The organism is Betaproteobacteria bacterium (assembly GCA_009377585.1).
Classification (GTDB): Bacteria; Pseudomonadota; Gammaproteobacteria; order Burkholderiales; family WYBJ01; genus WYBJ01.
On the sequence record WHTS01000015.1, the window covers coordinates 48,672 to 74,550 of the forward strand.

The 25,879-nt window shown below is 65.8% G+C and carries 24 protein-coding genes and 1 pseudogene; 18 read left to right on the forward strand and 7 right to left on the reverse strand.

Annotated elements, in window-relative coordinates:
• The first annotated feature begins 1 nt into the window (after window position 1).
• The 6 genes from GEV05_07595 (at window position 2) to GEV05_07620 (ending at window position 8,268) form a co-directional block, all read left to right on the forward strand.
• Window positions 2–652 (forward strand): DUF4194 domain-containing protein, encoded by a 651-nt coding sequence (locus GEV05_07595; GenBank protein MPZ43248.1) that lies wholly within the window; start codon window positions 2–4, stop codon window positions 650–652.
• Complete coding sequence (locus GEV05_07600) at window positions 645–4,007, forward strand: ATP-dependent exonuclease SbcCD, C subunit-like protein (protein ID MPZ43249.1); 3,363 nt, start codon at window positions 645–647, stop codon at window positions 4,005–4,007. Before GEV05_07595 ends, GEV05_07600 begins: the two co-directional genes overlap by 8 nt.
• Window positions 4,004–5,191, forward strand: coding sequence for a hypothetical protein (locus GEV05_07605; GenBank protein ID MPZ43250.1), 1,188 nt, complete (start codon window positions 4,004–4,006; stop codon window positions 5,189–5,191). Before GEV05_07600 ends, GEV05_07605 begins: the two co-directional genes overlap by 4 nt.
• Window positions 5,192–5,361: 170 nt before the next feature.
• Complete coding sequence (locus GEV05_07610) at window positions 5,362–6,315, forward strand: hypothetical protein (GenBank protein ID MPZ43251.1); 954 nt, start codon at window positions 5,362–5,364, stop codon at window positions 6,313–6,315.
• A gap of 44 nt (window positions 6,316–6,359) precedes the next feature.
• On the forward strand, window positions 6,360–6,650 hold the full coding sequence (locus GEV05_07615; protein MPZ43252.1) for a hypothetical protein: 291 nt from the start codon (window positions 6,360–6,362) through the stop codon (window positions 6,648–6,650).
• Window positions 6,651–6,666: 16 nt separating this feature from the next.
• Window positions 6,667–8,268 carry a CHAP domain-containing protein gene (locus tag GEV05_07620; GenBank protein MPZ43253.1) on the forward strand — a complete coding sequence of 534 codons (1,602 nt, stop codon included), beginning with the start codon at window positions 6,667–6,669 and terminating at the stop codon, window positions 8,266–8,268.
• A gap of 52 nt (window positions 8,269–8,320) precedes the next feature.
• Here the strand turns inward: GEV05_07620 and GEV05_07625 are convergent, their stop codons facing one another.
• The 3 genes from GEV05_07625 to GEV05_07635 all read right to left on the reverse strand — a co-directional run bounded on the left by GEV05_07625 (window position 8,321) and on the right by GEV05_07635 (window position 11,010).
• Entirely contained in the window at window positions 8,321–9,217 is an 897-nt protein-coding gene (locus tag GEV05_07625) for a hypothetical protein (GenBank protein ID MPZ43254.1), read from the reverse strand.
• Window positions 9,218–9,291: 74 nt separating this feature from the next.
• Complete coding sequence (locus tag GEV05_07630; protein MPZ43255.1) at window positions 9,292–10,605, reverse strand: hypothetical protein; 1,314 nt, start codon at window positions 10,603–10,605, stop codon at window positions 9,292–9,294.
• Window positions 10,606–10,692: 87 nt separating this feature from the next.
• Complete coding sequence (locus GEV05_07635; GenBank protein ID MPZ43256.1) at window positions 10,693–11,010, reverse strand: hypothetical protein; 318 nt, start codon at window positions 11,008–11,010, stop codon at window positions 10,693–10,695.
• 204 nt (window positions 11,011–11,214) lie between these two features.
• Between GEV05_07635 and GEV05_07640 the strand changes: the two genes are divergently transcribed.
• The 5 genes from GEV05_07640 to GEV05_07660 all read left to right on the forward strand — a co-directional run bounded on the left by GEV05_07640 (window position 11,215) and on the right by GEV05_07660 (window position 13,749).
• Entirely contained in the window at window positions 11,215–11,484 is a 270-nt protein-coding gene (locus GEV05_07640; GenBank protein ID MPZ43257.1) for a type II toxin-antitoxin system prevent-host-death family antitoxin, read from the forward strand.
• Window positions 11,485–11,487: 3 nt separating this feature from the next.
• Complete coding sequence (locus GEV05_07645) at window positions 11,488–11,817, forward strand: type II toxin-antitoxin system RelE/ParE family toxin (protein ID MPZ43258.1); 330 nt, start codon at window positions 11,488–11,490, stop codon at window positions 11,815–11,817.
• Between the two features lie 124 nt (window positions 11,818–11,941).
• The gene (locus tag GEV05_07650) at window positions 11,942–12,382 is read left to right on the forward strand and encodes a DUF2384 domain-containing protein (protein ID MPZ43259.1); all 441 of its coding nucleotides are present in this window, start codon (window positions 11,942–11,944) and stop codon (window positions 12,380–12,382) included.
• Window positions 12,379–13,107: an RES domain-containing protein gene (locus GEV05_07655; protein ID MPZ43260.1), complete on the forward strand. Its 729-nt coding sequence runs from the start codon at window positions 12,379–12,381 to the stop codon at window positions 13,105–13,107. Before GEV05_07650 ends, GEV05_07655 begins: the two co-directional genes overlap by 4 nt.
• A 3-nt stretch (window positions 13,108–13,110) precedes the next feature.
• Window positions 13,111–13,749 carry a hypothetical protein gene (locus GEV05_07660; GenBank protein ID MPZ43261.1) on the forward strand — a complete coding sequence of 213 codons (639 nt, stop codon included), beginning with the start codon at window positions 13,111–13,113 and terminating at the stop codon, window positions 13,747–13,749.
• Window positions 13,750–13,783: 34 nt separating this feature from the next.
• Here the strand turns inward: GEV05_07660 and GEV05_07665 are convergent, their stop codons facing one another.
• Entirely contained in the window at window positions 13,784–14,779 is a 996-nt protein-coding gene (locus tag GEV05_07665) for a hypothetical protein (GenBank protein MPZ43262.1), read from the reverse strand.
• 42 nt (window positions 14,780–14,821) lie between these two features.
• Window positions 14,822–15,991, reverse strand: coding sequence for a beta-propeller fold lactonase family protein (locus tag GEV05_07670; GenBank protein MPZ43263.1), 1,170 nt, complete (start codon window positions 15,989–15,991; stop codon window positions 14,822–14,824).
• A gap of 456 nt (window positions 15,992–16,447) precedes the next feature.
• Here GEV05_07670 and GEV05_07675 point away from each other — a divergent pair, with 456 nt between their 5' ends.
• From GEV05_07675 to GEV05_07685, 3 genes are all read left to right on the forward strand, one after another.
• Complete coding sequence (locus tag GEV05_07675; protein ID MPZ43264.1) at window positions 16,448–16,822, forward strand: phage holin family protein; 375 nt, start codon at window positions 16,448–16,450, stop codon at window positions 16,820–16,822.
• 86 nt (window positions 16,823–16,908) lie between these two features.
• Window positions 16,909–17,430 (forward strand): HD domain-containing protein, encoded by a 522-nt coding sequence (locus tag GEV05_07680; GenBank protein ID MPZ43265.1) that lies wholly within the window; start codon window positions 16,909–16,911, stop codon window positions 17,428–17,430.
• Between the two features lie 144 nt (window positions 17,431–17,574).
• Entirely contained in the window at window positions 17,575–19,224 is a 1,650-nt protein-coding gene (locus GEV05_07685; GenBank protein MPZ43266.1) for a Na+/H+ antiporter, read from the forward strand.
• Between the two features lie 5 nt (window positions 19,225–19,229).
• On the opposite strand, the gene GEV05_07690 is transcribed toward GEV05_07685, so the two are convergent.
• Both GEV05_07690 and GEV05_07695 read right to left on the reverse strand, forming a co-directional pair.
• Entirely contained in the window at window positions 19,230–20,195 is a 966-nt protein-coding gene (locus tag GEV05_07690; protein ID MPZ43267.1) for a nitronate monooxygenase, read from the reverse strand.
• Between the two features lie 136 nt (window positions 20,196–20,331).
• A complete protein-coding gene (locus GEV05_07695; GenBank protein MPZ43268.1) occupies window positions 20,332–21,345 on the reverse strand; it encodes a zinc-binding dehydrogenase in 1,014 nt (337 codons plus the stop codon).
• 65 nt (window positions 21,346–21,410) lie between these two features.
• Between GEV05_07695 and GEV05_07700 the strand changes: the two genes are divergently transcribed.
• From GEV05_07700 to GEV05_07715, 4 genes and pseudogenes are all read left to right on the forward strand, one after another.
• Entirely contained in the window at window positions 21,411–22,688 is a 1,278-nt protein-coding gene (locus tag GEV05_07700; protein MPZ43269.1) for a hypothetical protein, read from the forward strand.
• A gap of 149 nt (window positions 22,689–22,837) precedes the next feature.
• Entirely contained in the window at window positions 22,838–24,097 is a 1,260-nt protein-coding gene (locus GEV05_07705; GenBank protein ID MPZ43270.1) for a hypothetical protein, read from the forward strand.
• Window positions 24,094–24,735: pseudogene (locus GEV05_07710) on the forward strand (isocitrate/isopropylmalate dehydrogenase family protein). Before GEV05_07705 ends, GEV05_07710 begins: the two are co-directional and overlap by 4 nt.
• Before the next feature lie 404 nt (window positions 24,736–25,139).
• Window positions 25,140–25,853 (forward strand): tripartite tricarboxylate transporter substrate binding protein, encoded by a 714-nt coding sequence (locus GEV05_07715; GenBank protein ID MPZ43271.1) that lies wholly within the window; start codon window positions 25,140–25,142, stop codon window positions 25,851–25,853.
• The last annotated feature ends 26 nt before the right edge of the window (window positions 25,854–25,879 follow it).

Consider the following 25,879-nt stretch of genomic DNA (forward strand, 5'->3'; position numbering starts at 1 on the left):
CATGGACGAGATTGCTGCGAGCAGCACGGCACCGGCGGCGAGCCCCGACCTGTCGGCGCTCGCGGTCACGCTGCTCAAGGGCGTGATGTACCGCGAAAGCGATGAGAAGCTGTGGAGCGCGCTCATGGATCTGCAGGCGCGCGTGCGCGACTACGTGGCGGTGCTCGGGCTGGATCTCGTGCTCGACGAGGCGGAGGGCTATGCGTTCCTGCGCAGCCGCCCCGATCCCGGCGATGACGAAGCGGCACCGAGGCTGCCGCGGCTCGTCGCCCGCCGTCCGCTCTCGTTTCCGGTGAGCCTGCTGCTCGCGCTCCTGCGCAAGAAGCTCGCGGAGTTCGATGCGGGCGGCGCCGACACCCGGCTGATGCTCTCGCGCGACGACATCGTCGAGCTGGTGCGCGTATTCCTGCCGGTGAGCAGCAACGAGGCGAGGCTCATCGATCAGATCGAGACCCATATCAACCGGGTGGCGGACCTGGGATTCCTGCGCCGCCTGAAAACCACCAGCGGTCCGCCGAGCTTCGAAGTGCGCCGGATCCTCAAGGCCTTCGTCGACGCGCAGTGGCTGGCCGAATTCGATGCACGCCTGGCGGTCTATCAGCGCCAGCTCGCCGGGGGCGAGACGCAGACCGAAGGCGCGAACGATGAATGAGCCGCGCGTGCTCGGTCTCGACTTCGTCGCCGACGACAGCCTGGTCGGCTTTCGCCTCGAGCGTCTCGAAGTATTCAACTGGGGCACCTTCGACAAGCGCGTCTGGACCCTTGCGCTCGGCGGCCGCAATGCGCTGCTGACCGGCGACATCGGCTCGGGCAAGTCGACCCTGGTCGATGCCATCACCACGCTGCTCATCCCCGCGCACCGGGTGGCCTACAACAAGGCGGCCGGGGCGGAAAGCCGCGAGCGCACGCTGCGCTCCTACGTGCTCGGCCACTACAAATCCGAGCGCAATGAAGTCACCGGCGCGGCCAAACCCGTGTCGCTGCGCGATCCCAACAGCTACTCGGCGATCCTGGGCGTGTTCCGCAACGCTGCCTACGACCAGACCGTCACGCTCGCGCAGGTCTTCTGGATGAAGGAGCCCCAGGGCCAGCCCGAGCGGCTCTACGCGTGCGCGGAACGCGAGCTTTCCATTGCCGAGGACTTCGCCCAATTCGGTACCGATATCGCCCAGCTGCGCAGGCGATTGCGTGCGCGCAAGGTCGAGGTCGAAACGACGTTTCCGAAGTATGCGGCGTGGTTCCGGCGCCGCCTCGGCATCGAAAACGAGCAAGCCCTGGAGCTCTTCCACCAGACCGTTTCCATGAAATCGGTGGGCAACCTGACCGATTTCGTGCGCGCCCACATGCTCGAGGCGCTCGACGTGGGGTCTCGCATCGAGGCACTGATCGGACACTTCAACGATCTCAACCGGGCGCACGAGGCCGTGCTCAAGGCCAAGCGCCAGGTCGAGCTGTTGACGCCGCTGGTGGCCGATTGCGACCGGCACGGCGAGCTTGCGGCCGAGATCGAGCAGATGCGTGCCTGCCGCGAGGCGTTGAAGCCCTACTTCGCGGGCTTGAAGCTCGCCTTGCTCGACCGGCGGCTGCAGCTCCTCGCCGAAGATCGCGCGCGCCTAGATGCCCAAAAAGCGCGGCGCGAGGAAGAACGCGATCGGCAACGCGCCGACGTGGGTCGGTTGCAGCGCGCCGCGGCCGAGCAGGGCGGCGATCGGCTGGAGCAACTGGCGGGGCAGATACGTGACCAGGAGCGCGAACGCGATCGGCGCCGGCAGCGCGCCGATCGCTATGCGGACCTCATGCGAGCGCTCGGCGAGACGGTGGCCGGCGACGAGAGCGTTTTTCTCGCGCAGAAGAACCTCCTGGGCGAGCGGCGCGAGCGCCTCGGCGACCAGGAAGGCCAGCTGCAGAACCGGATCACCGAATGGGGCGTGTCGCTGCGCGAGGGCAAGCGCGAGCACGATGCGCTCAAGGCGGAGATCGCAAGCCTGAAGGCCCGGCGCAACAACATCCCCCTGGCGCAGGTCGCGATGCGCGAGGCCCTGTGTGCTGCCTTGCACCTCGACGAGGAGGCGATGCCGTTCGCCGGCGAGCTCATCCAGGTGCGCGACGAGGCCGCCGACTGGGAAGGCGCGATCGAGCGTGTGCTGCACAACTTCGGCCTGTCGCTGCTCGTGCCCGAAGCGCACTACGCCGACGTGGCGGCCTGGGTGGACCGCACGCATCTCGCCGCTCGCCTGGTCTACTTCCGTGTGCGCCCGCCGCGTGCGGCGGATGCTCCGCAGCCGCATCCCGATTCACTGGTGCGCAGGCTCGCCGTCAAACCCGACTCGGCGTTCTACGGCTGGCTCGAACGCGAGCTCGGCCATCGCTTCGACTACGCCTGCTGCCAGACGCAGGAGCAGTTCCGGCGCGAGGTGCGCGCGCTTACCCGCGCCGGCCAGGTCAAAGCGCCGGGCGAGCGGCACGAGAAGGACGACCGGCACCGGCTCGAAGATCGCAGCCGCTACGTGCTGGGCTGGAGCAACACGGCCAAGATCGCCGCGCTGGATTCGCAGCGCCGAGCGCTGGAGCGGCGCCTGGGCGATATCGCTCACGAGATCGCCCAGGCGCAAGCCGAACAATCGAAGCTGCGCCAGCAGCTCGAAGCGCTGGTTGCGGCGGCGCAGTTTCAGGATTTCCACGAGATGGATTGGCAGGTCTGCGCGACGACGATCGCTCACCTGCAAGACGAAAAGGCGCGTCTCGAAGCGGCCAGCGATGCACTGCGCGAGCTCACTGCCCAGCTCGATTCGGCGCGCGCCACGCTCGCAGCGACCGAACAGGCGCTGTCGGCGATCGACAAGGAACTGGGCAGTGTCGAAGCCAAGGCCGAAGCCGCGCAGATGCTGCGCGTGGATACCGCGCTGCTGGTGACGGAAATCGCAGACGAGCTGCGTACGCGACTCGAAGCGCTGCGCGCGCAAGCGCTCGGCGAGCATCAGCTCTCGGTCGAATCCTGCGACAACCGCGAGCGCGACTTGCGCGACGGCTTGCAGACGCGCATGGACGCCGAGGCGAAACGGCTGGAGCGCCTCGCGGAGCGCATCATCAAGGCGATGGCAGCCTTCAAGGAGGCCTACAAGCTGGAGACGGCCGAGTTCGATGCGGCCCTCGAAGCGGCTTTCGAATATCGCGGGCTCCTCGCGCGCCTTGATGCCGACGACCTGCCGCGCTTCGAGGCCCGCTTCAAGGAGCTGCTCAACGTCAACACCATCAACGAGATCGCCAATTTCAATGCGGTGCTCGCGCGCGAGCGCGAAACGATTCGAGAACGCATCGGGCGCATCAACCAGTCGCTCGATCAGATCGATTACAACCCCGGGCGCTTCATCGTGCTCGAATCGCAGCCGAGCCTGGATGCGGAGACCCGTGACTTCCAGGCGGATCTGCGGGCATGCACCGAAGGCGCGCTGACCGGCTCCGACGATGCGCAGTACTCGGAAGTGAAGTTCCTGCAGGTGAAAGCGATCATCGATCGCTTCCGCGGGCGCGAAGGGCTCTCGGAGCTGGACAAGCGCTGGAGCGCCAAGGTGACCGACGTGCGCAACTGGTTCCTGTTCGCCGCGAGCGAGCGCTGGCGGGAAGACAGGAGCGAGTACGAGCACTACTCCGACTCGGGCGGCAAGTCGGGTGGGCAGAAGGAGAAGCTCGCGTACACGATTCTCGCCGCGAGCCTCGCCTATCAGTTCGGGCTCGAATGGGGCGCGGTGCGCTCGCGCTCGTTTCGCTTCGTCGTGATCGACGAGGCGTTCGGCCGCGGTTCGGACGATTCGGCGCAATACGGGCTGACGCTGTTCCAGAAGATGAATTTGCAGCTCCTGATCGTCACGCCGCTGCAGAAGATCCACATCATCGAGCCCTTCGTCGCCGCCGTGGGCTTCGTCCACAACGAGGGCGGGCAGGCGTCGATGCTGCGCAACCTCACCATCGAGGAGTATCGCGCCCGCCGCGCCGAGTTCGCCGCATGAGCTGGACGACACCGGGCGATCTCAAGGCCCAGCTGCGGCGCCTGTGGGAGCGTGGCGAGCTGCTGCGTGACGATGATGCGGCGCGGCCGCGCTTTCCGCTGCGGCTCACGTTGAAAACGCCCGGGTCGGCGGAGCTCGCGACGCAGTTCGAGGCCGTGCGGGCCTGGATCGCGGAGCTCACCGCGCTCGCGCAGATCCGGATCGAATGGCGCGAGCTTAACCATCGCGTACTGGGCCCGCAGCGCGTGCCGCTGTCGGTCTGGGTCGACGACCGAGACACGGCGCTCGCTTTCATCGGCAAACGCGCCGAAGCTGCGCGCTACGACGCGCTGCTCGAGTTGGCGCGCGGGCGACAAGAGGAGCTGCTGCCCTGGCTCGCTCGCCGTCCGCTGCAGGCGCTCGCCCTGGCCGAGGACTTCGAGCGGCTGCTGGGCGTGGTTGCGTGGATCGTTCGGCATCCGCAGCCCGGCGTGTATCTGCGCCAGGTCGATGTCCGCGGCGTGCACAGCAAGCTCATCGAGCAGAACCGTGGCGTGCTTTCGGAGTGGCTCGATCTCGTCCTGCCAGCCGCGGCGATCCGCGCCGAACGCTCGGGCAGCGCGCAGTTTTCCGAGCGCTACGGTTTCCTCGGCAAGCCCGTCCGTATCCGTTTTCGGGTGCTCGACTCGCGCCTCGCCCTGCTTGCCGGGCCGACGTGTCCGGACGTGACGCTGGATGCCGATAGCTTCGCCCGGCTGCAGGCGCCGATAAGGCGCGCCTTCATCACCGAGAACGAGATCAATTTTCTGGCCTTCCCGCCGGTGGCAGAGGCGATCGTCGTCTTCGGCGCGGGTTACGGCTGGGAGGCGCTCGGCAAGGCGCGCTGGCTGGAACGCTGCGCTCTGCACTACTGGGGCGACATCGACACGCACGGCTTCGCCATCCTCGACCGGTTGCGCGAACACTTTCCTCGCGTCGAATCGTTTCTGATGGACCGCGCCACGCTTCTCGCGCACGAAGCGTCGTGGGGCGAGGAAAACGATCCGGTCGTGCACGATCTCGCACGGCTCACCGAAGCCGAGCGCGCGCTCTACGACGAGTTGCGCGACAACCGTATCCGCAAAGGCTTGCGCCTGGAGCAGGAGCGGGTCGGGTTCGCCTGGATGAGCGCTGCGCTCGAAAGGCTCGTGCACGAAAACGATTAAACAGCGGGGGTCAGGTCTTGCTTGTTGCATGAACGACGTTGCACTCGGGCTGGATGCAACAAGCAAGACCTGACCCCCCGAGACGCTCCATCCTTTGGCCGATGATTTCGCCCGCTCCCCGGTAGAGACTTGCGACCGGCTGCTTGGCCGCAAGCTCAAAGGAGAAGCGGATGAATCGTCTTGTCGTGTTCGCGATCGCCATCGCGGTCGCTTTCTTGTCCGGCTGTGCGCTCCCCGGTAGCAGGGGGCGCGCCGAGCTTCTCAATCCCCGGCCGATCCACGTGTCGGCGGATCCGGCCAGTGACGCTGCGAAGGCCGAAAACATTCCGGCAGACAGCTACTACAAGGCGCTCGAGCTCGCGCGCACGACGTACTCGGAGGCATCTGCGACCAGAAAGGATGCCGGTGCGATCGCCAACTACGTCGACGAGGGAATAGGCCTGGTCAATGCCTACTGCCTGCGTTGGTTTCATCGCATCGACGATGTACGGCGGCAGGTCGACCTGGAAGGCAGGGACTGGAACATCGTGCGTCAGTTGGGAACCGCGATTCTGGGAATCGCGGGCGCCAACTCGAACTGGGTGGCTGCCTACGGCGCGGGCAACACGGCCTACGAGGGCGTGCTGCAGAACTTCAACGATTCGATCGTCGCCGGCCCGACCACCAAGAAAATCAAGGGCCGCGTGTTCGCATTGCTGGAGGAATCTGCGAGCGTTCTGCGTACGCAAGGCGCCGAGGGCTCGCTGCCGTTCCCGGAAGCGTACAGCCGCCTCGAGCGCCATGCCGACATCTGCACCTTCAGCACCATTCGCGAGCTGCTGGACTCGTCGCTTGCCCAGACACAATCCACGATCGACGCGAAAACGGGCGAGATCCGCAGCAAGCCGCGCGAGCTGGACGTGCTATCCGAGCCGGAGGTGACGGATCGCGCGGCAGCGACTCTGAAGATTATCGCGTTGCTGCGGGATGGAGATCTGGAAAAGACTCGAGCCGCATTGGCCTTGCTCGGTCTCGTCGACGTGCCGCAGGACAATCTCGACGAAGCCAGAGAGTCGCTGCGCAAGAGCTACCGCGAACGCCTGCGCGATCGTGCCCTCGCCGCGAAGATCAAGGCGCAGCTCTGATTCTGCAGTCCGTTCGATGCCCGATTCCCGACAGGAGACTTGTCATGTCCGAATACCTGATGAAGGTCAGCGGTTCGAAAACACTGGCACAGATCGAAAACGGCATCGCATCCGAAGAGGCGCTGGCCTCGAGGTTTCTGCGAAGCCAGCTCGCCGCCGTCGACGGTGAGATCACCAACGTCGTGACGTTCGTCGAGCTGGACGAGCTCCCGGCGGACGTCCGGGTCGTGCGCGGCGATGCGCCGCCGCCCGATGGCTTCGTGCGGCAGTGGAGCGGCGTGATGCTGGTCGAGGACAGGAACACGGTTGTAACCGTGTATCGCAAGAACGGTTGAGAAGCGAGGAACCCTCATGGCCAAGCTGCCCGCTTCGAAGATCGAATCCATCGCCAGAGGTACGTCGCAGGGCGTATGGATCTGGCGTCTTGCGCGCATCCGCCCCGATTACCTCGACATGCTCGTTCGCGTGGGCTGCCATCGCGTCTATCTCAAATGCTTCGATGATCGCTCGGGCAACGGCGCGCGCGATTTCTTCTGGGCGTTCCAGTGCACGCCGGAGATCATCGAGAAGTTTCTCGAACGAGGGATTGGCGTCGTGGGTTGGGGCTACCACTTCGACGAGCGTACGTCGATTCCTGTCGGCGCTGAAGTCGAGGCGATCGGAATGGCGATGGATTGCGGACTCGACGGCTACATCTTCGACGTCGAGGCCGAAGTGAAAGCGGCTTCGGCCAGAGAGCCGCTGAGCGAGCTGCTACGGTCGGTGCGCGAGGCGACCGGCGACAAGTTCGTCGGCTACACCTCGTTCGGCAATCCTGCTTTTCACCGGGAAGTGCCGTGGCGGCTGCTCGACGAGCATTGCGACATCGCATTCCCGCAGGTCTACTTCGAGAAGTGGACGTTCGGCGCGAGCGACGACGCCGAAGTGCAAGCCGCGCTGCAGGCGCACCGGGACATGGAGCTTCGATCGCCTGTCTTGCCCATCTGGGGCAGCGAGGAGGACGCAGCGCAGCCGGCCCCGGCGGCCCGGCTGCAGAGCTATCTCACCCGCTTTCCGGGCTCTTCGATCTTTCGCGTGCCGAACGTCGGCCAGAAGGGCGAGGCGTGGAGCCTGGATTACGCCGGTGGTAGCCCGCTGCCTCACTTTCCCGAAGACGGCACCACGTTCGATCCGGCGGCGCTCGTTCTGCCCCGGTTCACCGAGGAGCTCAGACGCGGCCCGAAAGGTCCGCCGAGTCGCGTCGAGCGGGTGAAGCTCGTTCAGCGTGCGCTTGCGGCGCGGGGTTTCGACCCAGGGCCGATCGATGGCGAGTTCGGTCAGGATACGGAAAGCGCGGTTCGGCGCTTCCAGATCGTCAATGCGCTCACGCCGGATGGCGCTGTCGGTCCCAAAACCTGGGTGGCCCTCGGCGGCACGCTGCCGCCGACCTCGAATGTCCCGCCGGACTTCGCAAGCGCATCGCGGGAACGGCTTGCGAGTATCGCCGACGCCGAGGCGCAGCTCGGACTGATGTGGACCGGGCCTGACTCCGCGGCCGAGAAGTATCTGCAGCCGCTGCGCGAGCCGATGCGCCGGCTCGGTCACATCGGTGCGGCGCCCGTCTTCTACAATTGGTGTGCGGCCTTCGTAACGTTCTGCGCACGCCAGGCAGGCTACGCGATTCCCGATCGGCCCGACGGACGAAGTGCGACCATGGCATTGGTGGAAACATGGAAGGCCTGGGCGAAGTCGGAACGACGCTGGTTCACGCCCGACTTGGCGCCTCCTCAACGCGGCGATATCGTCTGCTTCGAATGGTTCGACGACGACAGGACGCTGGATCACATCGGCGTCGTGCTCGAAGGCTCGGGCAACGGCGTAACGCTCACGACCGCCGAGGGAAATCGCAACAACAAGACGGTGAAGGGCGGCCGCAATCTCGCCAACGTGGCTGGGATCGTTCGATTGGCGTGATGGCAGCGAACAGGCAGGGCGTCCGGAACATCCCGATCGCCCGCACCGATCCTCAGGGTTCGAGCGCCCGGGTTACGTCGTCGAACAGCTCGTCCACGGCCAGCCGGCGCGGAATAAGCCCTTGCCGATAGGTATAGGCCAGGGCGACGTCGAGACTGCGCCGCAGCGCTTCGACGCCGAGCGGGATGGGATCGATCTCGCCCGGCGCGGGTGCTCCGGCGGCCCGCTTGCTCTGCGCCAACAGTCGGAACACTTCCCCAACCGCCTGCGGGTTAGATTTCGACAGCGATTCCTTGATCACCACCATGTGGTTCAACTGCAGCGCACGGTTTCGCTTCTGCCAGTCCGCGCCGGCGGCGAGCGGATCGGGAATCACGGGTTGGAGGCGAGGATCGTGCGGCACGCTGGCGAGAATTGCAGCGTCCAGCTCGCCGGCGAGCAGCATCGCCGTCGCGTCCTTGCCTTCCGCGGCCCGCTCGACCGTGGGCGGGTCGCGGTACTCGGCGACATGCGGCTCTTCGAAGCTCACCCAGCGCACACGATCGAGATCCAGTCCGTAGTCGTCGGCCAGGACGCCGCGGACCCAGGTGACCGTCGTCACCGAGTAGGCGCGTATGCCCACCCGCCGTCCGGCCAGATCGCCCGGACGAAGTGGGCCGCGTTCGGCGTTGTACACGAGGTAGGGATGCTGGCAGCGCGAAAACAATACGGCGGGCAACAGCACGAGCGGCTTTCCGTATGCCTTGGCCATGATGTAGGTCACGAGGGCGAGCTCGGCAACATCGAACTCGAGTTGGCGCACGACGCGCTTGAACGCGGTGTGCGGCGCCTTCACGTCGGCGAAATCGAGCACGAGGCCGGGCGAGCGCACCTCGCCGCGCTTCAGCGCAAGCGTGCCCGGATAGTCGCCGAGTAGTGTCGACAAGCGGGTCGGTTCACGGTCAGACATCGATAGCCTCCCTTTGCGTTGCGCGAACATGTACGGTACGTCGGCATGACCTCTGCCGTCATCGTCGAGTCTCTTCAGGAAGGAGGCCGATCATTACTCGGCACCCGGATCTTCTTGCCAACGGGATAGCCGAGAAATGCGTTGTGCGCGAAAACGTAGGCGTTGTTGCGCAGCTCGTCGCCGCTGACTGCGATCATGTAGTCCTCGGGCTTCCATACGATCGGCACCATCCGGTTCGGATCCTCCGATTCCAGGAAGTGCTTGGGGATGCGGCCTTCCTTCACATCATCGGTGAGATTCCAGACACCGCGGATGTTCCAGTCGCGCAGCTGGCGCTCGAAATCCCACGCCGGCCTGCGCGCATGCTCGAAGAGATAACGCTTCACGTCGAGCTTCGACCAGCCGGCCTTGGCGAGCGTGCGGGCGAGGATCGGGCTCAACACGACCAGCGGGCGTAGCGTCCCCATGCCATGGCTGGTGGTGAAGGTGACCTGCCAGTTGTTGAAGCGCTGCACCGAATCGGCGACGTAGGGCAGGAGCTCTTCCGGCGTGCTGCCGGAGACCGAGGAGAGCGACCCGCCGCCGGTGTAGCGCGCCACCGTGACGGTGTTGTCGCCGGCGACGTATCCCATCTCGACGCTGTTGGGCTCCCAGCCGATCTCCCGCAGAACGTCCTCGTTCTCGGCCAGCACCACGCGCCAGGTGTTGCCAAAGGTCGCCTTGTCGGTGCGATGCGGCAGGAAGCCGGCGACATTGCGCAGGTACAGCCGCCAGAAGCGCCCGATGGAGGTGTTCGGCAGGAAGCCATCACGCAGCGCGCCTTGCGTGTAATTGAAGCCGAGCTGCTTGATGATGGGACCATTGAGAATGATGAGCGTGTCGCCGCCTGGTGTGTTGCCGCTGTGCTCGACGCCATAGCGCGAATCGCACATCGCTTCGATCAGCGCGACCAGGATCGGCATGTGCTCGGGGCGGCAGCCGGCCATGACGCCGTTGACGGCGATGCTCCATACGGTGGCCGCGCGGTTGTCGGGCAGCAGCACGCCGAGCATCTCGTCGGGCTTGTGGTCGCTGTGGCGCAGGAAAGTTTCGACCGCCTCGTGCGTCGGCGGAATGACCGGAAGCCCGTCGGAGTAGTCGTTCTCGACGAAGAACTGGTTCACCGCATTGAGTCCGCCACGAAAGACGACGTCGTGCGGGCCGGGCTCGGCAGGATCGCCCCTGGCGGCGCTGGCAGCGGTCAGGTTCTGGATGACGCCGTCGAGCGTCACGTCGAGGATATTGCGTTCGATTTCTTCCCGGCTCTGCGTGCCGATATGACCGGGCACCAGCGCGAGCGGGATGTTGGGCATGCCCAGCCCCACGGAGGTCGCACCGGCCTGGCGCATGAATCCTTCGCATACAAGCGACGAGGAAGGAATGCCGGCCGCTTCGCATACCGCACTCGCCCGCAACACGGCGGGCGTGCAGCTGCCTCAACACGCCATCCCGGAGATGACGGCATCGACCCCGAGCTCTTTGAAACGCTGCGGCAAGGCCGCGAGCGCCGCCTTTTCATCCCCGCCGTGCGTGCTGCCGAACTCGCGCCAGCTGACGAAGCGCACTTCCGGAAAGCGCGACCGGATGCCCTTCTCCAGCAGATCGAACACCACGTCGCCCTTGAAGAGCTGGTCCCAGAGCTCCGCGATGGTCTTGCCTTCGAGGCGGTCGAGTCGTGGCGCCAATGCGCGCTGTTGCATCTGGCGCGGCGCGCGCGGCCAGAGCACTTCGTAATAACCGTCGTTCGGTGTCATGATCGATGTGTGTCCTCTTGCTTCGGTTCAAAACGGTAGCATGGCGCCGATGGTCGGGGCCTGCGGGAATGCCTTGATGCGCTTCTCGGGGCTCGGTCCGATTATCTCCGATTGGAGGCAGCATCATGCCGGCAGGCGCGCACGGGGCCATTGTGTCAGGTCCATATAAGGACTATATTCAGTCCTCATTGTGAGGAATCGACGATGAAGTACTCGACCCATATCAAACCCATCAGCTACCTGAAGGCCCATGCAGCCGAAGTTCTGCATAGGCTGGCAGAGGAACGCACACCGCTCGTAATTACCCAGAACGGGGAGGCCAAGGCCGTAATGCAGGACGTTGCGAGTTATGAGTCGATTCAGGAAACGCTTGCATTGCTGAAGATCCTGGCGCTCGGAAATCGACAGATCGAACAAGGAAACCTGGCGCCGGCGGCGAAGGTCATCGAGCGCATCCGTAAACGGAAGGCGTAGCCCGTGCGCTATGAAGTCCTGCTGACCCAGGATGCGCAGAACGATCTCGAGGAGCTTCACGAGTACATTGCCGAGCGCGACAGTCCCGAGCGCGCGGAGCACGTCCTGGACGGGATCGAAGCAGCGTTGGCAGATCTCGCGGCGTTTCCGGCACGCGGCCCGCATCCCAAGGAACTCCTGGCGCTCGGTATCCGGGAGTTTCGTCAGACCTACTTCAAACCCTATCGGATCGTCTATCGTGTCGACGGCTCGCGCGTCTACGTGTACCTGATTGCAGATGGGCGGCGAGACCTGCAGACGTTGCTCGCGCGCAGAATGTTCGGCGCAGGATGAATTTGCCCCGGTGGAGGGAACAGTCGGGTCGAACGGGCTGCCGGGCGGTCTGCCCCGGCTTCCGTGGCGGCATTCTTGCATTCTCCGAATCCGGAGCGTATAAATGCCGTAACCGGAGTCCATGATGAGCGCCAGGCCCCTTGCCTATCCCGCCAGCAGCTTCGACCGAACCCCGCTGGTCGACCTCAATTCGAAAGCCGAGCGGGAGCGCTTGTCGCGCTCGGCGCTGCAAGGGTTCTTCAAGCTGGTCGAGCGCTGGAAGCTGCGCGACGAGGACGCGCGCGAGCTCCTCGGCGGCCTCTCCAGCAGTGCCTACTACGAATGGAAGAAGAACCCGCAGCGGGTTCTGGAAGTCGACCGCATCACCCGCATCTCTTACCTCGTCGGCATCTACAAGGCGCTGCACATTCTGTACGGCGACAAACTGGCCGACGAGTGGATGAAGCTTCCCAACAGGAACGCGATCTTCGGCGGCAGAACGCCGCTCGACTACACCATGGCCGGCGGCCTGCTGGCAATGCAGACCGTGCGCAAGCTCCTCGATGCGCGCCGAGGCGGTGCGTGAGCTCGCCGCTGCCGAAAACGACGCTGCTGCGCCGGTTCGATACCTGCCGTCTCATTCCATCGCGATTCGCACCGCGCGAGGATTCGGTGCTTGCCGGCATCGCCGAGAGCGAGGCGCACCTCGCCGACCTGTTCGATCTGGACAACGCAACCAACGAGCGCCTGCGCGGCGAACGCGGGCTGCTGCCGGGCATCGGCGTGGAGGAGCTCGTGTTCGGCGTGCCCAACTTCCGCATCGTCAACGCGGCATTCACTTACGCTCGCCCGGAGGGCGCGCGCTTCAGCGGCTCAGACCGAGGCGCATGGTACTGCTCGATCGAAGCCGAGACGGCGCTGGCCGAAGTGGCCTTCCACAAATCGGTCGAATACCAGGAGATCGGACGCTTCGACGACAGTGTCACGTACGAAGCGATGCTGGCGGATTTCAGCAGCGAGTTTCACGAACTGCGCGGCGATTCGCGCTTTACCTCGTGCCTCGATCCGAAGCGCTACGTCGCCTCCCAGCGCCTCGCCACGCGCTTGCTGGAGGCCGGTTCGCTCGGCGTCGTGTACCCGAGCGTCCGCCAAGCGAAGGGCACCAACCTCGCGTGCTTCCGGCCGGCGCTGGTCGGCAACGTGAGGCGGAGCGACACCTGGCGGCTCACCTGGTCGGGAACGCCGACGCCCCGGATCGAGCGCGAGAAGGCTCCGGTCCGACGCCGTGCGCGGCCTCGGCCCACGCATTGACGGATGGAAATGCGGCTGACAAGCCGCTTCCCGCGATACGCTCCCGACGACCTACGCACATCCGCGAACAAGACTTCGATGATCGACCTCTGGCTGGAAATGCACGCCCAGACGCATCACAACGCGCAGGGCATTGCGTCCGGCCACTACGATGTGGCGCTCACGCCCTATGGGCGCGAGCAGGCGCAAACGCTCTTGCGCCAGCGCTATGCGCAGCAGAACTTCGATGCGGCTTATGCATCGAACACTCAGCGCGCGTACGACACGGCCTACCTCATGTTCGCGGATCGGCCGATTTCGTTGCTCCAGGACGCGCGGCTACGCGAATGCGATTACGGCATCTACGAGGGCCGCCCGAGACAGGAGATGGAGGCCGCCCGCATGGCCGCGATCCATGCGCCGTATCCCAACGGCGAGAGCTACGACCAGGTCGTGCAACGGATGCGAAGCTTTCTAACCGACGTCGCCGAGCGCCACGGCGGCCACAGCCTCATGCTCATCGGCCACGCGGCCACGCTGTTCTCGCTGGAGCACTTGGCGCACGACCGGCCGCTCGATGCGACGGTGGGCATGTGGCCCGAACGGCCGTGGCGGTATGCGTTGTCCTCGAATGGCCTGGTTCTGCGGCCGCACACGCGCTGAGCGCCCGGGTTGTCGCGTCGGCGGGAATCGATGGCTACTCGTCAGCGTAGATCTTTACGATCGGGTCGCCATCCGGCCCGACATGCCCTCGGTACATGCCCGCGGTATTGAACGGCATGGCAAAGCGGCCGTTGCGATCGAGCGCGATCACGCCCCCGGTACCGCCGAGCGATGCGAGCTGCTCGTGCACCACGTGCTTCGCGGCGCGCTCGACCGTCCAGCGCCGATGCTCGATGAGCGCCGAGACAGAGAAAGCGGCCAGCGTGCGCATGAAGTACTCACCTTCGCCCGTGCCGGAAACGGCGACCGTCGCATTGTTCGCATAAGTTCCGGCGCCGATCGTCGGCGTGTCGCCCACGCGTCCGCTCATCTTGTCGTTGCGCCCGCCGGTCGAGGTGGCCGCGGCGAGATTGCCGTTTGCGTCCAGTGCCACCGCGCCGACCGTTCCATGCTTGTCGGACTCGGTGGCCGGATCGCGCTGCTGCGCGGCGGCCGCGTGCCGCACGCGTTGCAGCGCATCGAAGCGGCGCTCGGTGTAAAAGTAATCGGGCTCGACGATCGCGAGGCCATGTGCGCGCGCGAGCGCCTCTGCGCCGTGCCCGGCCAGCATGACATGCCGGGTTTGCTCCATGACGAGCCGCGCCAGCAGCACCGGATTCTTGACCGTCGTGACGAGCGTCGCGGCGCCTGCGCGCAGCATTGCGCCGTCCATGACCGCGGCCTCCAGCTCGTTGCTGCCCTCGGCCGTGAAGACCGCTCCGCGCCCGGCGTTGAAGAGCGGATCGTCCTCGAGCACGCACACGGCCGCGGCCACGGCGTCGAGGCTGCTCCCGCCGCGAGCCAGGATCTCGCGGCCCGCCGCCAGCGCGGTCGTCATGCCGTCGCGGTAGGCACGCTCCGTTGCCGGCGTCATGTCCGAGCGCTCGATGACGCCCGCGCCGCCGTGCACGAGGAGCACGAAAGCCCTGCCCTTGCCGCTCACGGAGTCCGCCCGCTTGGTCGCGGCAGATGAGTGTGCGCCTTCGTTCATCGTCATCCGCGGAGTGCGGCCCAAACCAGCGCGTGGCGACATCTACGGGCGGCCGACGATGCCCATCCAGTATTGCGTCCTCGTGTTCGACTCCACGTCGTAGGTACGTGCGTGATCGAGCTTGCCATCCGCGCGGACGCGAAACACGCTGAGCGAGGCCGGCACGGTTTTCACCGCCGAGCCCTCGCGAACCTTGGTGGGCTTGATGCTTGCTGCAACCATGAGTCGTCCGCTCGGATCGAACGCGAACGTGCGCACGTGGTAGGAGCGCGTGTCGGCGTGCTGGATGAGCTTGGGCTCGCCGCTCGCGGGATCGATCGCGAACACCGCAATGCTGTTCTCGCCGCCGCCGAATACCTTCTGCCCCTCGTGCTCCACGGTGTAGTCGGCGCGGTTGGCGACGTAGACGAAGCGGCCGTTGGGATGCACGTGGATGGCGCCGGCGAGCTGGCGCGGTCTTGCGTTAGCGCGATCGGCCAGCATATCGCAGGTAAACGCTGCCGCCGGTTCGATGCGGTCGTCCGGATAGCGGAACATGTAAAGCTGGCTGCGCCGTTCGTCGGAAACATACAGCCAGGGCCTTTCCGGATGAAAATCGATGTGGCGCGGTCCGAAGCCGTAGCCGCCGTTGGGCGCTACGACGTGCGGGCTCGACAGGACGCCGTTGTCGAATGCGAACGAGCGCAGTGCACCGGGATCTTCGGCCTTGCCGTGCGCCGCGCTGTTGCCACGATCGACGTCCACCACCGTGCAGCCCGAAGACATCACGCGCACCTGGTGGGGATAGATGCCGAAATCGAGCCCGTCGGGCTGTTTTACTTCGGCGCCGATCGTGCCATCGGCATCGATGCGATGGATCGTGATGCCCGGTACGGGGATGTTGTGAATGTTGACGGCGTAGTTTCCGGCATGGTCGAGGCACATGTGAACCGCGCGCTGACGCAGCGGTGCCGGCTCGCCATGCGCTGTGAGCGCGCCGGTGGCCGGATCGATGCGGCAGGCGCTCACATGGTTGCAGTCGGCCTTCAACCCCGCTCCGCGATTGCTGGTCGTGACGTAGAGATAACGCCGGGACGGATGCGGCCAGGCATACTGAACGAGGGACGGCACCCGGATCGAACCGCGTTGCGTGAGCGTCGCCGCCTCGACATCGACTTCGTAATGCGTGATCTCTTCGTCTACGGCACTATACAGATGCGCTGTCGTGGTCACTTCGATGCCTCTTGCGATGGTTGAGGTATTGCATCCGGCTGCGGACCGGGGCGTTCGTGCGAGAGTGCGTTCGATTCTCCGACCAAGTGGCCAGCGTGTAAACGCACCTTTCGCGACCACGCTGCCGCACGCGCCGTGCGGACGGGATTCAATCCGCTCCGGAAGCTTTACCGAATCCGGCTGCTATCCGAACGTGCCGCAGCCTATTATTGATCGTTCCGTATTGGACGACGGGTCCAATACGGACAGGACGCTCCCCTCTCCCCCCGGGAGAGGGGTTGGGGGGTGAGGCCGGGAATTCGCGAACCATGGTTCGCGCCGGCCGAACGGCATCGGCCTGCATGCCGATGCGCGCACTGCAAGTGAGGGTCGGGCGTGACATGAAATAGGAACGCTCGATAGGATAGCGAGTTGCGATCACAAGGCGGGCGGCGCCGGCAACCTGGGAGACGAACGATGCTGGGATTCCTCTTACGCACTGCGATCAGCGCTCTGGCGTTGTGGGTCGCCGACGAGATCTTCGCGGGCATGCGCTTCGATTCGGCCTCGCAGCTGATCGTCGCGGCCATCCTTCTCGGCATCGTGAACGGGCTCGTGCGACCGTTGGCCTTCATCCTGACGTTGCCGATCACGTTGGTGACGCTGGGATTGTTCCTGCTGATATTGAACGCCGCCATGCTGGGGCTCGTAGCGCTCATCGTGCCGGGGTTCCAGCTCTCCGGCTTCTGGACCGCGGTCGGTGCGGCGCTGATCGTCAGTCTCGTTTCGTGGGTCGCAACCAGCATGATCGGCTCCAACGGCAAGATGGAGGTTTTTGTTTCGCGGCGGTGAACTGCCGTGCGAGCTCGTATTTTTCCAAGGTACGGTTGATTGCTCCGGAACTGCGTTGACCGCTGCAGGCAAGGAATGTCATGACCATTGCTCTCGTATTGAAAGCCGCCGAGTTCGCGGCCGAAAAGCACCGTCACCAGCGGCGCAAGGATGCTCACGCTTCCCCCTACATCAATCATCCGATCGCATTGGCCAAGCTGCTGGCCAATGAAGGCGGCATCTCCGACGCCGATGTGCTCTGCGCGGCACTCCTGCACGACACGATCGAGGATACCGAGACGACAGCCGAGGAGTTGCGCGCGAAATTCGGCGAGGTCATCACGGACATCGTGCTGGAGGTGACGGACGACAAGTCGCTCTCCGGGCCCGAGCGCAAGCGCTTGCAGGTCGAGCATGCGCCGCACGCCTCGCACCAGGCCAAGCTGGTGAAGCTTGCCGACAAGATCTGCAACTTGCGCGACCTGCTGCATGCGCCGCCCGCGAACTGGTCGCTCGAGCGCAAGCGAGCGTACTTCCATTGGGCCGCGCAGGTTGTGGCTGGCGCGCGGGATGCGCACCCGGGGTTGGCAGCCACCTTCGACGCGTTGTGTGACCGTTGTCCGCAGTAGCGGCTCGCTGGTCGCTAGTCGTGCTTGACCCGGGATAGCTATCCGTGGCGCGGCGCGTCGAGCGGCGGCGCGGGCTGAATGCAGGCCAGGGCCTCGCGTCGTTGCACCGATAATCCAGCTGATCGAAGAACAAGGGAGAAGCGCATGGAAGCCGTCGGGAACGTCCTGATTTTTCTTCTCGCGGTGGTCGCGAGCACGTTCCTCGTGCGGCTGTTGCCGATCAAGCTCCCGCTGCCTTTGCTGCAGATCGCGTTGGGCGCCTGCCTTGCATGGCTTGGACTCGGGGTGCGGCTCGAACCGCATCTGTTCCTGCTGGTCTTCATTCCGCCGCTGCTCTTCCTGGACGGCTGGCGCATTCCAAAAGGCGCCTTCTTCCGCGACTGGAAGCCGATCCTCGCGCTGGCCATCGGACTGGTGGTGTTTACCGTGATCGGCATGGGCTATTTCATCCATTGGCTGGTCCCGGCGGTGCCGCTCGCGGTTGCCTTCGCGCTCGCCGCGATCCTCTCGCCCACCGATCCGGTTGCGGTGAGCGCGATGACCGCCGCCACGCCGCTGCCCTCGCGCCTGATGCACATCCTGGAAGGCGAATCGCTGCTGAACGACGCGACCGGGCTGGTGTGCTTCAGCTTCGCGGTCGCCGCCGCGCTGACCGGGGAATTCTCGGTGGGCAGCGCGTCCGTGAGCTTCCTGGCGGTCGCCGGCGGCGGCGTGCTGGTCGGCATCGCCGTCATCTGGATCATCGGCATGCTCAATCGCGGGCTGGTGCGCTATGCCGGCGAGGAGCCGGCATCACAGGTGCTCATCAGCCTGCTGATTCCGTTTGCCGCCTACATGGCGGCCGAGCACTTGCACGTCTCCGGCATCCTCGCCGCCGCGGTTGCGGGCATCGCGATGCACTACAACGAGCTGTCCGGGCCTGCGCTCGCCATCACGCGCATGCAGCGAACCGCCGTCTGGGACACGGTGCAGGTCGCGCTCAACGGTGTCATCTTCGTGTTGCTGGGCGAGCAGCTTCCGGCGATGCTGGCGAGCCTGCCGCGTGTCGCCGCCGAGGTCGGAGCCGGCAGCGGCTGGCATCTTCTGGGCTACATGGCGTTGATCACGCTCGGGCTTGGCGCGCTGCGCTTCTTCTGGGTGTGGATAGCGATCATGGCGACGGTATTCCGCGCGGCCTGGCGCGGCGAAACCCGGACCGCGCCTGCCACGCGCCTTCTGGCCGTGACGGCGGCTGCGGGCGTGCGCGGTGCGATCACGCTGGCCGGCGTTCTCACCCTGCCGCTGCTCATGCCGGACGGCTCGCCGTTTCCCGCGCGCGATGCGGCCATCTCGATTGCGATGGGTGTGATCCTGTTCTCGCTGCTGATCGCGAGCGTCGGCATGCCGTTGCTGACCCGCGGCCTCACCGCGGATCTGCCGCGCAAGGCGCGCACCGGTGGCGAGATCCATGCGCGCATTGCGTCCGCCGAGGCCGCCATTCGCCGCATCGAGGCGCTCTCGGAACAGCCCACCGGATCGAAGGACGAGACTAGCGTGCGCGCCGAGGCGGCCGCGCATCTGCTCGACGTCTACCGCCGGCGCCTGCAATACGGTGATCTCAGCGGTGAAGACGCGACCGACATGCAACGGTTGCTCGACGCCGAGCGTCGCCTGCGCCGGGAGGCGCTCAAGGCCGAGCGCGACGAACTGTACGACCTGCGCCGCTCGAATACCATCGACGACACCGTGTTCAGGCACCTCGTGCACGAGATCGACCTCATGGAGTCGAGCCTCTCGCGCGGCGGGAAACACTGAGGCCTTCAACTCGCCATCGCGCTCGCGGCCCGCAGACACTCCCGGCACTCGCGCACGATCCGCTGCAGCAGCTCGGTGCAGGTCGGAATGTCGCGGATGAGCCCGACGACCATGCCGGCACTAACGATGCCGGCATCGATGTCTCCGGTTCGCACCGCAACCCGCCCGCGTGCGCCGGCGACCAGATGGCGCACTTCCTCGAACTTCGCGCCCGATTTTTCCATCGCGACCACCTGATCGGAGACCGCGTTCTTAAGCACCCGCGAGGTGTTGCGCATGGTACGGAAGATGAGATTCGTGTCGCGCTCGCTGGCGTTCAGTAGCGCCTGCTTCACCTTGTCGTGAATCGGTGCTTCGACCGTACACATGAAGCGCGTGCCCATGTTGATGCCCTGCGCGCCGAGCGTCATGACCGCAGCCATGGCGCGGCCGTCGCCGATGCCGCCGGAGGCGACGATCGGGATCTTCAGCGCATCGGCCGCGGCAGGGACGAGGACCAGGTTCGGCACGTCGTCTTCGCCCGGATGGCCGGCGCACTCGAAGCCGTCGATGCTGACGATGTCGACGCCGTGGCGCTCGGCGGATAGCGCGTGCCGCACCGAGGTGCACTTGTGCACGATGGTGATGCCGTGCGCTTTCAGCTTGGGCGCGAAGTCCTTGGGATTGTTGCCGGCGGTTTCGACGATCCTGATGCCGCTTTCGACGATGGCGCGCATGTACTCGTCATAGGGCGGCGGTGTGATGGTCGGCAGGATGGTGAGGTTCACGCCGAACGGCTTGTCGGTCAGCGTGCGGCAGCGGGCGATCTCCTTGCGCAGGTCGTCCGGGGTGGGCTGGGTGAGCGCGGTCAGGATGCCCAGCCCGCCGGCATTGGATACAGCGGAAGCAAGCTCGGCCGTGCCGACCCATTGCATGCCGCCCTGGATGATCGGGTACTCGATGCCGAGCAGCTCGGTGACTCTGGTTCGCATGATGACATCCCTGAATTCGGTATTCTGGATCGTCGATAGTGTAATCGTGTAAGGCGGCGTCATCGCCGTGTAAACGGCAATCCATGAAGGCAAGCAAGATCGTCCTGGACTTACGCCTCCGCGGAAGTGACGTCGTTCAGGCGGACGTATCCCCGACGCGAACGACCAGCTTCCCCGCGTTCTCGCCTCGAAACAGCATCCCGAGCCCGACCGGCGCCTGCTCCAGGCCGTCGAGGACGTGCAGGCGCTGCGTGAGGCTGCCTTCGCGCAGCCGGGCGGCCAGCCAGGTTCGCGCCTCCTCGTAGCGCGCGTGGTAGTTGAACACGAGGAAGCCCTGCATTCGACCGTGCGCGGCGGCGAGCTTGCCGAGGTTGCGAATGCCGTAGGGCTGCGAAGCCGTGGCCTGCGAGATGCGCCCGCATAGCACGATGCGGGCACCCGGGCGCAAATGCTCCAGCGCCGCATCCAGCGTAGGCCCGCCGACATTGTCGAAGTACAGATCGATGCCTTCCGGACACGCGCGGCCGATCGCCGCGGACAGGTCCGCTTCCGCTTTGTAGTCGATCACGACATGGGCTCGAAGATCGTTCGCGACGAACGCGCACTTGGCTGCACCGCCGGCGATGCCGGCCACGCGGCAGCCTTCGATACGCGCGATCTGCACGGCGATCTGACCGACGCCGCCGGCCGCCGCGGAGACGAGCACCCGGTCGTTGGGCCGCAGCCCGCCGACATCGCGCAGGCCGAAATAGGCGGTCACGGCGCTCAATCCCAGCGGGCCGATCCAGTCTTCCACCGTACCGAGCGCAAGATCGAGCTTCTGCAGGTAGCGCGCGGCGATGGTCGGGTGCGTCTGCCAGCCGAGCCGCGCCTGCACGAAATCGCCGGCAGCGAGCCCATCGGCGCGGCTCTCGAGCACGCGTGCGATGCCGCCGCCGCGCATCACCTCGCCGAGCGGTATGCCCCGCTGGTAGCCCGTGCCCTCGCTCATCCACGAGCGCATCGCCGGATCGATCGAGAGATAGACTGTCTCCAGCAACGCTTCCCCGGCCCTCGGCGCGCGCGCCGGCACGGTGTCGGCTTGAAAGTCGTGCGGCCCCGGAATACCGGCGGGGCGCGATGCGAGCAGCAGACGTCGGTTGATCGCCATGGCGCGAGTTTGATCGTTCGACGCAAAAAGCAATTGCGCAGCGCTGCGACCACGGTATATGGTTCATGCATGCGGCCCGCGCCGGGATTGCGGTGCAAAGTCCGCGATGCGCGTGCTGCACAGGGGCGCACGCGACCGGAGGAGAACCGATGAATCTGACGCTGACCGAGGAGCAACGCGCCTGGCAAGCGAAAGCGCGCGAATTCGCGCGCGAGGTCATCGCGCCCATATCGCTCGCCCGTGATCGCGTTCCTGGCGGGCACGAACCGTTCGACTGGGACATCATCCGCCAGGGCTCGAAGCTCGGCTTGCGCACGGCCGTGGTCGCGAAGGCATGGGGCGGCCACGGCATCGACTTCGTCACCCAGGCGCTGGTCATCACCGAGCTCGCCAAGGGCGACAGCGCTATCGCCAAGACTTTCAGCCAATGCTGGAAGTGGAGCCACATGATGGCTGCGGTATGCACGCCGGATCAGCAGCAACGCTTTCTGGCGGCATTCGTCGAGGACGACACCTACCTGCTGGGCCATGCGGGCACCGAGCCCAATGCCGGCTCCGATCACCGTCTTCCGCCCGACGACGATCCGCGCTGGGGCTGGAAGTTGAAGGCCGAGCCGCACGGCGACGAATGGATCCTGAATGGCGAGAAGTGTTTCATCGCCAATGGCGGCGTGGCGAAGCTCTACTTCGTCAGCACGCGCACCAACCCGCACGTGAGCCAGCGCGAAGGCAGCACGGAATTCCTCGTTCCCATCGATACGCCGGGCCTTCGCATCGGCACGATCTTCAACAAGAGCGGCTGGCGCTTCTACCAGAACGGCGAGCTGATCTTCGAAGACGCACGCGTGCCGCACGCGAATATCGTCGGTAAGGTGAACGGCGGCTTCGATCTGCGCACGGGAACCTCGGCGCCCTTCGGCGACCTGGAGCTCGGAGCCAATGCGCTCGGCATCTGCGACTGCGCCATCGAGCAGGCAACGCGAGAGGCGCGCACGCGCTGGCCCGGATCGGCGTACTTCAAGAACAACCAGGCGATCCAGTTGAAGCTCTCGGAGATGCACATGCTGGCCGAGGCGTTGCGCTCGTTCGTGCTGCGGGTGGCGATGGAGGCGGACGACAAGAGCGCGCATCACGGCTCGATCAACCACCTGCTGCTGCAGAACTTCGCCACCGAAGCGGTGCAGCGTGTGACCGCGCTCAATCTCGACATCCACGGCGGCGCGGGCGCGATGGAGATGGATGCGGCCGCCGACAAGCTCGCCCGTGATGCGGTCATCTGGACCCATCTCGCGGGCGATTCGGTGCAGCGTATGAAATCCGTGCGGCGGCTGAAGTGGAATTGAAGTGGAAACCACCCCGTCCGCGAGTCGCATCCCGCCCCTCCTTGAAAAGGAGGGGAACGTAGATTCTCCCCTCCTCTCACGAGGAGGGGTGGCGCAAAGCGCCGGGGTGGTGTGGTTGCTCCCGATAGAACGCTGAAGGAATCGGCACGATGTACGACCTGCGACTGACGCCCGAGCAGCTCGAGATCCGCGACACCGTGCGCGATTTCGTCGAGCACGAAGTGAAACCCGTGATACTCAACGCAGATCGCCTGCAGGCGCTGGAGCACCCGCTGCCGCTCGAGCTCGTACGCAAAGCGTCCGCCCTCGGACTGCGTGCCCTGCGGCTATCCGAAGAGGCAGGAGGCGCCAATGCCGACGCACTCACCTGCTGCATCGTCCTCGAAGAGTTGGCGGCCGGCGACGCGCACATCGCAGCCACCCTGGGTGAAACGGCGCGCCTTGGGGGCGGGCTCTTCGAAGGCGCGATGACACCGCGCCAGCGTGATCGCTACCTGCCGCGCTTTCTCGACGACGACGATTTTCACCTCGCCTGCGCCGGGCGCGATCCCGAGGCCGACGTGGGTTGGGGCTACCACCGGCCGGCATCCGTCGCTGCGGGCGTGACGCTCACCGCGACGCGACAGTCGAACGGCGACTGGCTGCTCGAGGGTACGGCTCGGTTCGTGGTCAATGCGCCGCTGGCGAAGCTCTTCGTCGTGGCGGCGGCGGTAAAGGATGAGGCGGATCGAACGATCGGGCTGCTGGTGCCCCGGGAGTGCGCCGGGCTCGTGATCCGGGATGCTCAGGCGCGCGGCGAAGCGCAGGGGACGCCGAAGCTCGCCTGGTATCACGGCGTGCGCGGTCATCTCGAATTCACCCATTGCCGCATTCCCGCCGATCAAGTGCTCGAATCGCAACCCGCCGCACGGTTGCACGACGCGCATAGCGACGGTCGCGGCGCGCCGCTCACGCAGGCAATCAACCTCGGCGTCGGCCGCGCGGCGTGCGAAGCGGCAGTGGCTTACGCCAAGCTGCGGGTCCAGGGCGGACGGCCGATCATCGAGCACCAGGCGATCGGAAGCATCCTCGCCGATGTCGCGGTCCGTCTGCATGTTGCGCGCAGCATCGTCTGGCAAGCGGCCTGGGCTGCCGACCATGCCGATGCCTATACCGAACGCAGCCTGCCCGACATGCCGCTGGAAACGATCGCCAGAGTCTACACCGCGCAAGCGGTGCACGAAGCCGTCGAGCTTGCCGCCGAATGCTTCGGCGCCATGGGTGTCATGCGCGACATGCCGCTGCACAAGTACCTGCACGACGCGCGCATCTTCCTGCAATCGGGATCGAGCAACACCACGGCCAGGTTTCGTGTTGCCGAAGCGCTCGCCGGCTATCGTCGTCCCGACGTGTCAACGCACTGCGCATGACGCTCGAGATCGGCATCCTCCTGGGCGACGACATCGGACCCGAGGTCGTGCCCGAGGCAGTGAAAGTGATGCAGGCCGCTGCGGCCAGGGCTTGCGCGGACATCGAATGGCATTCGTTGCCGCCGGTGCGCTCGTACCCGACGCTGCCGTCGCTGCACAAGGATGTCGACATCGTCTTCCTGCGCGAGACTACCGAGGACCTGATGCGCTCCGGCACGCTGGTCGCGGGCTCGGGCGAGCTCAAACCCAACGACGACACCGCCATCGGCATGCGCGTCATCACGCGCCAGGGCGCCAACCGGGTCGCGCGCGAAGCATTCGAGATCGCGCGCACGCGTCCGCGGCGCAAGGTCACCGCGGTGCACAAGGCGCCGAGCTTCAAGCTCTGCTGCGGGCTGTTTTCCGAGGAATGCGGCAAGGTGGCGACCGAGTATCCGCAGGTCGTGTTCGAGGAAGTGCTGATCGACAGCTTCGCCATGAAGCTCGTGATGAAGCCGCAGCAGTACGACGTGGTCGTGACGACCAACCTCTTCGGCGACATCTTCACCGACCAGGGCGCGGGCCTGGGGGGCGGATTGGGTCTCGCTCCAGGACTCGTGGTCGGCACGCGGCAGGCCATGGCGCAGGCGACTCACGGTGGCAGCGGGGCTGTGAGCGCGCTGCTTCAGCAGCGGGTTCGTTGCTCCCGCGCACGCGCGGGTCCGGGCGATTCGAAGAAGGCGCACGCCAACCGGCGCGCCATGGAGGAGGGCGGGGGCATGACGAAAGGAACGATCTCCATGGCGGCCTTGCTGCTCGCCACGACGGCGCTTGTCGCATCCGCGCAGCAGAAGCCCGAATCGCCCGGCGCATACCCGGCCAAGCCGGTACGCTTGCTGGTCGGCAACGCGCCCGGCGGCGGCATCGATCTGACCGCACGCGCCATCGCGCAGAAGCTGACCGAGCGCTGGGGCCGATCGTTCGTGGTAGACAACCGGCCCGGCGGCACGGGTCTCATCGCCATCGATCTGACCGCGAACGCGAACCCGGACGGCTATATACCCTGCTGGTCACTTCAGGCAGCCTCATCTGCAGTGCGACCGTGCGGAAGAAGCTGCCGTTCGATCCCCGCACGGCAGTGGCGCCCATTACCCAGCTCACGACGTTGTCCTACGTGCTGATGGTGAACCCGGCATTGCCGGTGAAGAGCGTCAAGGAATTGATCGCTTACGCCAAGGCCAAGCCGAACGCGCTGCACTTCGGTTCGTCCGGCGTGGGCGGCATCGGTCATCTCGCGGGCGAGCTGTTCGCCGCCAATGCGGGCGTGAGGATGGTGCACGTGCCGTACAAGGGCGGCGGACCGGCGCTGCTCGACATGATCAGCGGCCAGATTCAGCTCGGCTTCACCGCCACGATCTCCGGCATGCCGCACGTGCGAGCCGGGCGGCTACGCGGACTTGCCGTGACGAGCCCGGCTCGGTCGAAGGCCTTTCCAGACACCCCGACGCTGGCCGAAGCGGGACTCCCGGGCTTCGAGCTCGTCAACTGGTACGGGATGTTCGCGCCGGCGAAAGCGCCGCCTGCGGTCGTCGCCGCATTGAATCGCGAGATCGTGACGATCCTGCGCTCCCCCGACGTGCAGGCCATGTTCGACAAGGATGGCGCCGATGCGACCGGCTCCGCCTCGCCCGCGGCATTTCGCAAGGTCTTCGAAGCCGAGGTGGCGAAGTGGGAGGGGTATGTGAAGCTGCCCGGCTTTGCCGAGGCGCTGAAGTAGTCGTAACCCTTCCCACACAGGCGTAA

Excerpts from the sequence above, each read along its gene's own strand:
- GEV05_07595 (MPZ43248.1), top strand. The coding sequence starts at position 2 with ATGGACGAGATTGCTGCGAGCAGCACGGCACCGGCGGCGAGCCCCGAC.
- GEV05_07600 (MPZ43249.1), top strand. The coding sequence starts at position 645 with ATGAATGAGCCGCGCGTGCTCGGTCTCGACTTCGTCGCCGACGACAGC.
- GEV05_07605 (MPZ43250.1), top strand. The coding sequence starts at position 4,004 with ATGAGCTGGACGACACCGGGCGATCTCAAGGCCCAGCTGCGGCGCCTG.
- GEV05_07610 (MPZ43251.1), top strand. The coding sequence starts at position 5,362 with ATGAATCGTCTTGTCGTGTTCGCGATCGCCATCGCGGTCGCTTTCTTG.
- GEV05_07615 (MPZ43252.1), top strand. The coding sequence starts at position 6,360 with ATGTCCGAATACCTGATGAAGGTCAGCGGTTCGAAAACACTGGCACAG.
- GEV05_07620 (MPZ43253.1), top strand. The coding sequence starts at position 6,667 with ATGGCCAAGCTGCCCGCTTCGAAGATCGAATCCATCGCCAGAGGTACG.
- GEV05_07625 (MPZ43254.1), bottom strand. The coding sequence starts at position 9,217 with ATGTCTGACCGTGAACCGACCCGCTTGTCGACACTACTCGGCGACTAT.
- GEV05_07630 (MPZ43255.1), bottom strand. The coding sequence starts at position 10,605 with ATGCGCCAGGCCGGTGCGACCTCCGTGGGGCTGGGCATGCCCAACATC.
- GEV05_07635 (MPZ43256.1), bottom strand. The coding sequence starts at position 11,010 with ATGACACCGAACGACGGTTATTACGAAGTGCTCTGGCCGCGCGCGCCG.
- GEV05_07640 (MPZ43257.1), top strand. The coding sequence starts at position 11,215 with ATGAAGTACTCGACCCATATCAAACCCATCAGCTACCTGAAGGCCCAT.
- GEV05_07650 (MPZ43259.1), top strand. The coding sequence starts at position 11,942 with ATGAGCGCCAGGCCCCTTGCCTATCCCGCCAGCAGCTTCGACCGAACC.
- GEV05_07660 (MPZ43261.1), top strand. The coding sequence starts at position 13,111 with ATGGAAATGCGGCTGACAAGCCGCTTCCCGCGATACGCTCCCGACGAC.
- GEV05_07665 (MPZ43262.1), bottom strand. The coding sequence starts at position 14,779 with ATGAACGAAGGCGCACACTCATCTGCCGCGACCAAGCGGGCGGACTCC.
- GEV05_07675 (MPZ43264.1), top strand. The coding sequence starts at position 16,448 with ATGCTGGGATTCCTCTTACGCACTGCGATCAGCGCTCTGGCGTTGTGG.
- GEV05_07685 (MPZ43266.1), top strand. The coding sequence starts at position 17,575 with ATGGAAGCCGTCGGGAACGTCCTGATTTTTCTTCTCGCGGTGGTCGCG.
- GEV05_07690 (MPZ43267.1), bottom strand. The coding sequence starts at position 20,195 with ATGCGAACCAGAGTCACCGAGCTGCTCGGCATCGAGTACCCGATCATC.
- GEV05_07695 (MPZ43268.1), bottom strand. The coding sequence starts at position 21,345 with ATGGCGATCAACCGACGTCTGCTGCTCGCATCGCGCCCCGCCGGTATT.
- GEV05_07700 (MPZ43269.1), top strand. The coding sequence starts at position 21,411 with ATGCATGCGGCCCGCGCCGGGATTGCGGTGCAAAGTCCGCGATGCGCG.
- GEV05_07705 (MPZ43270.1), top strand. The coding sequence starts at position 22,838 with ATGTACGACCTGCGACTGACGCCCGAGCAGCTCGAGATCCGCGACACC.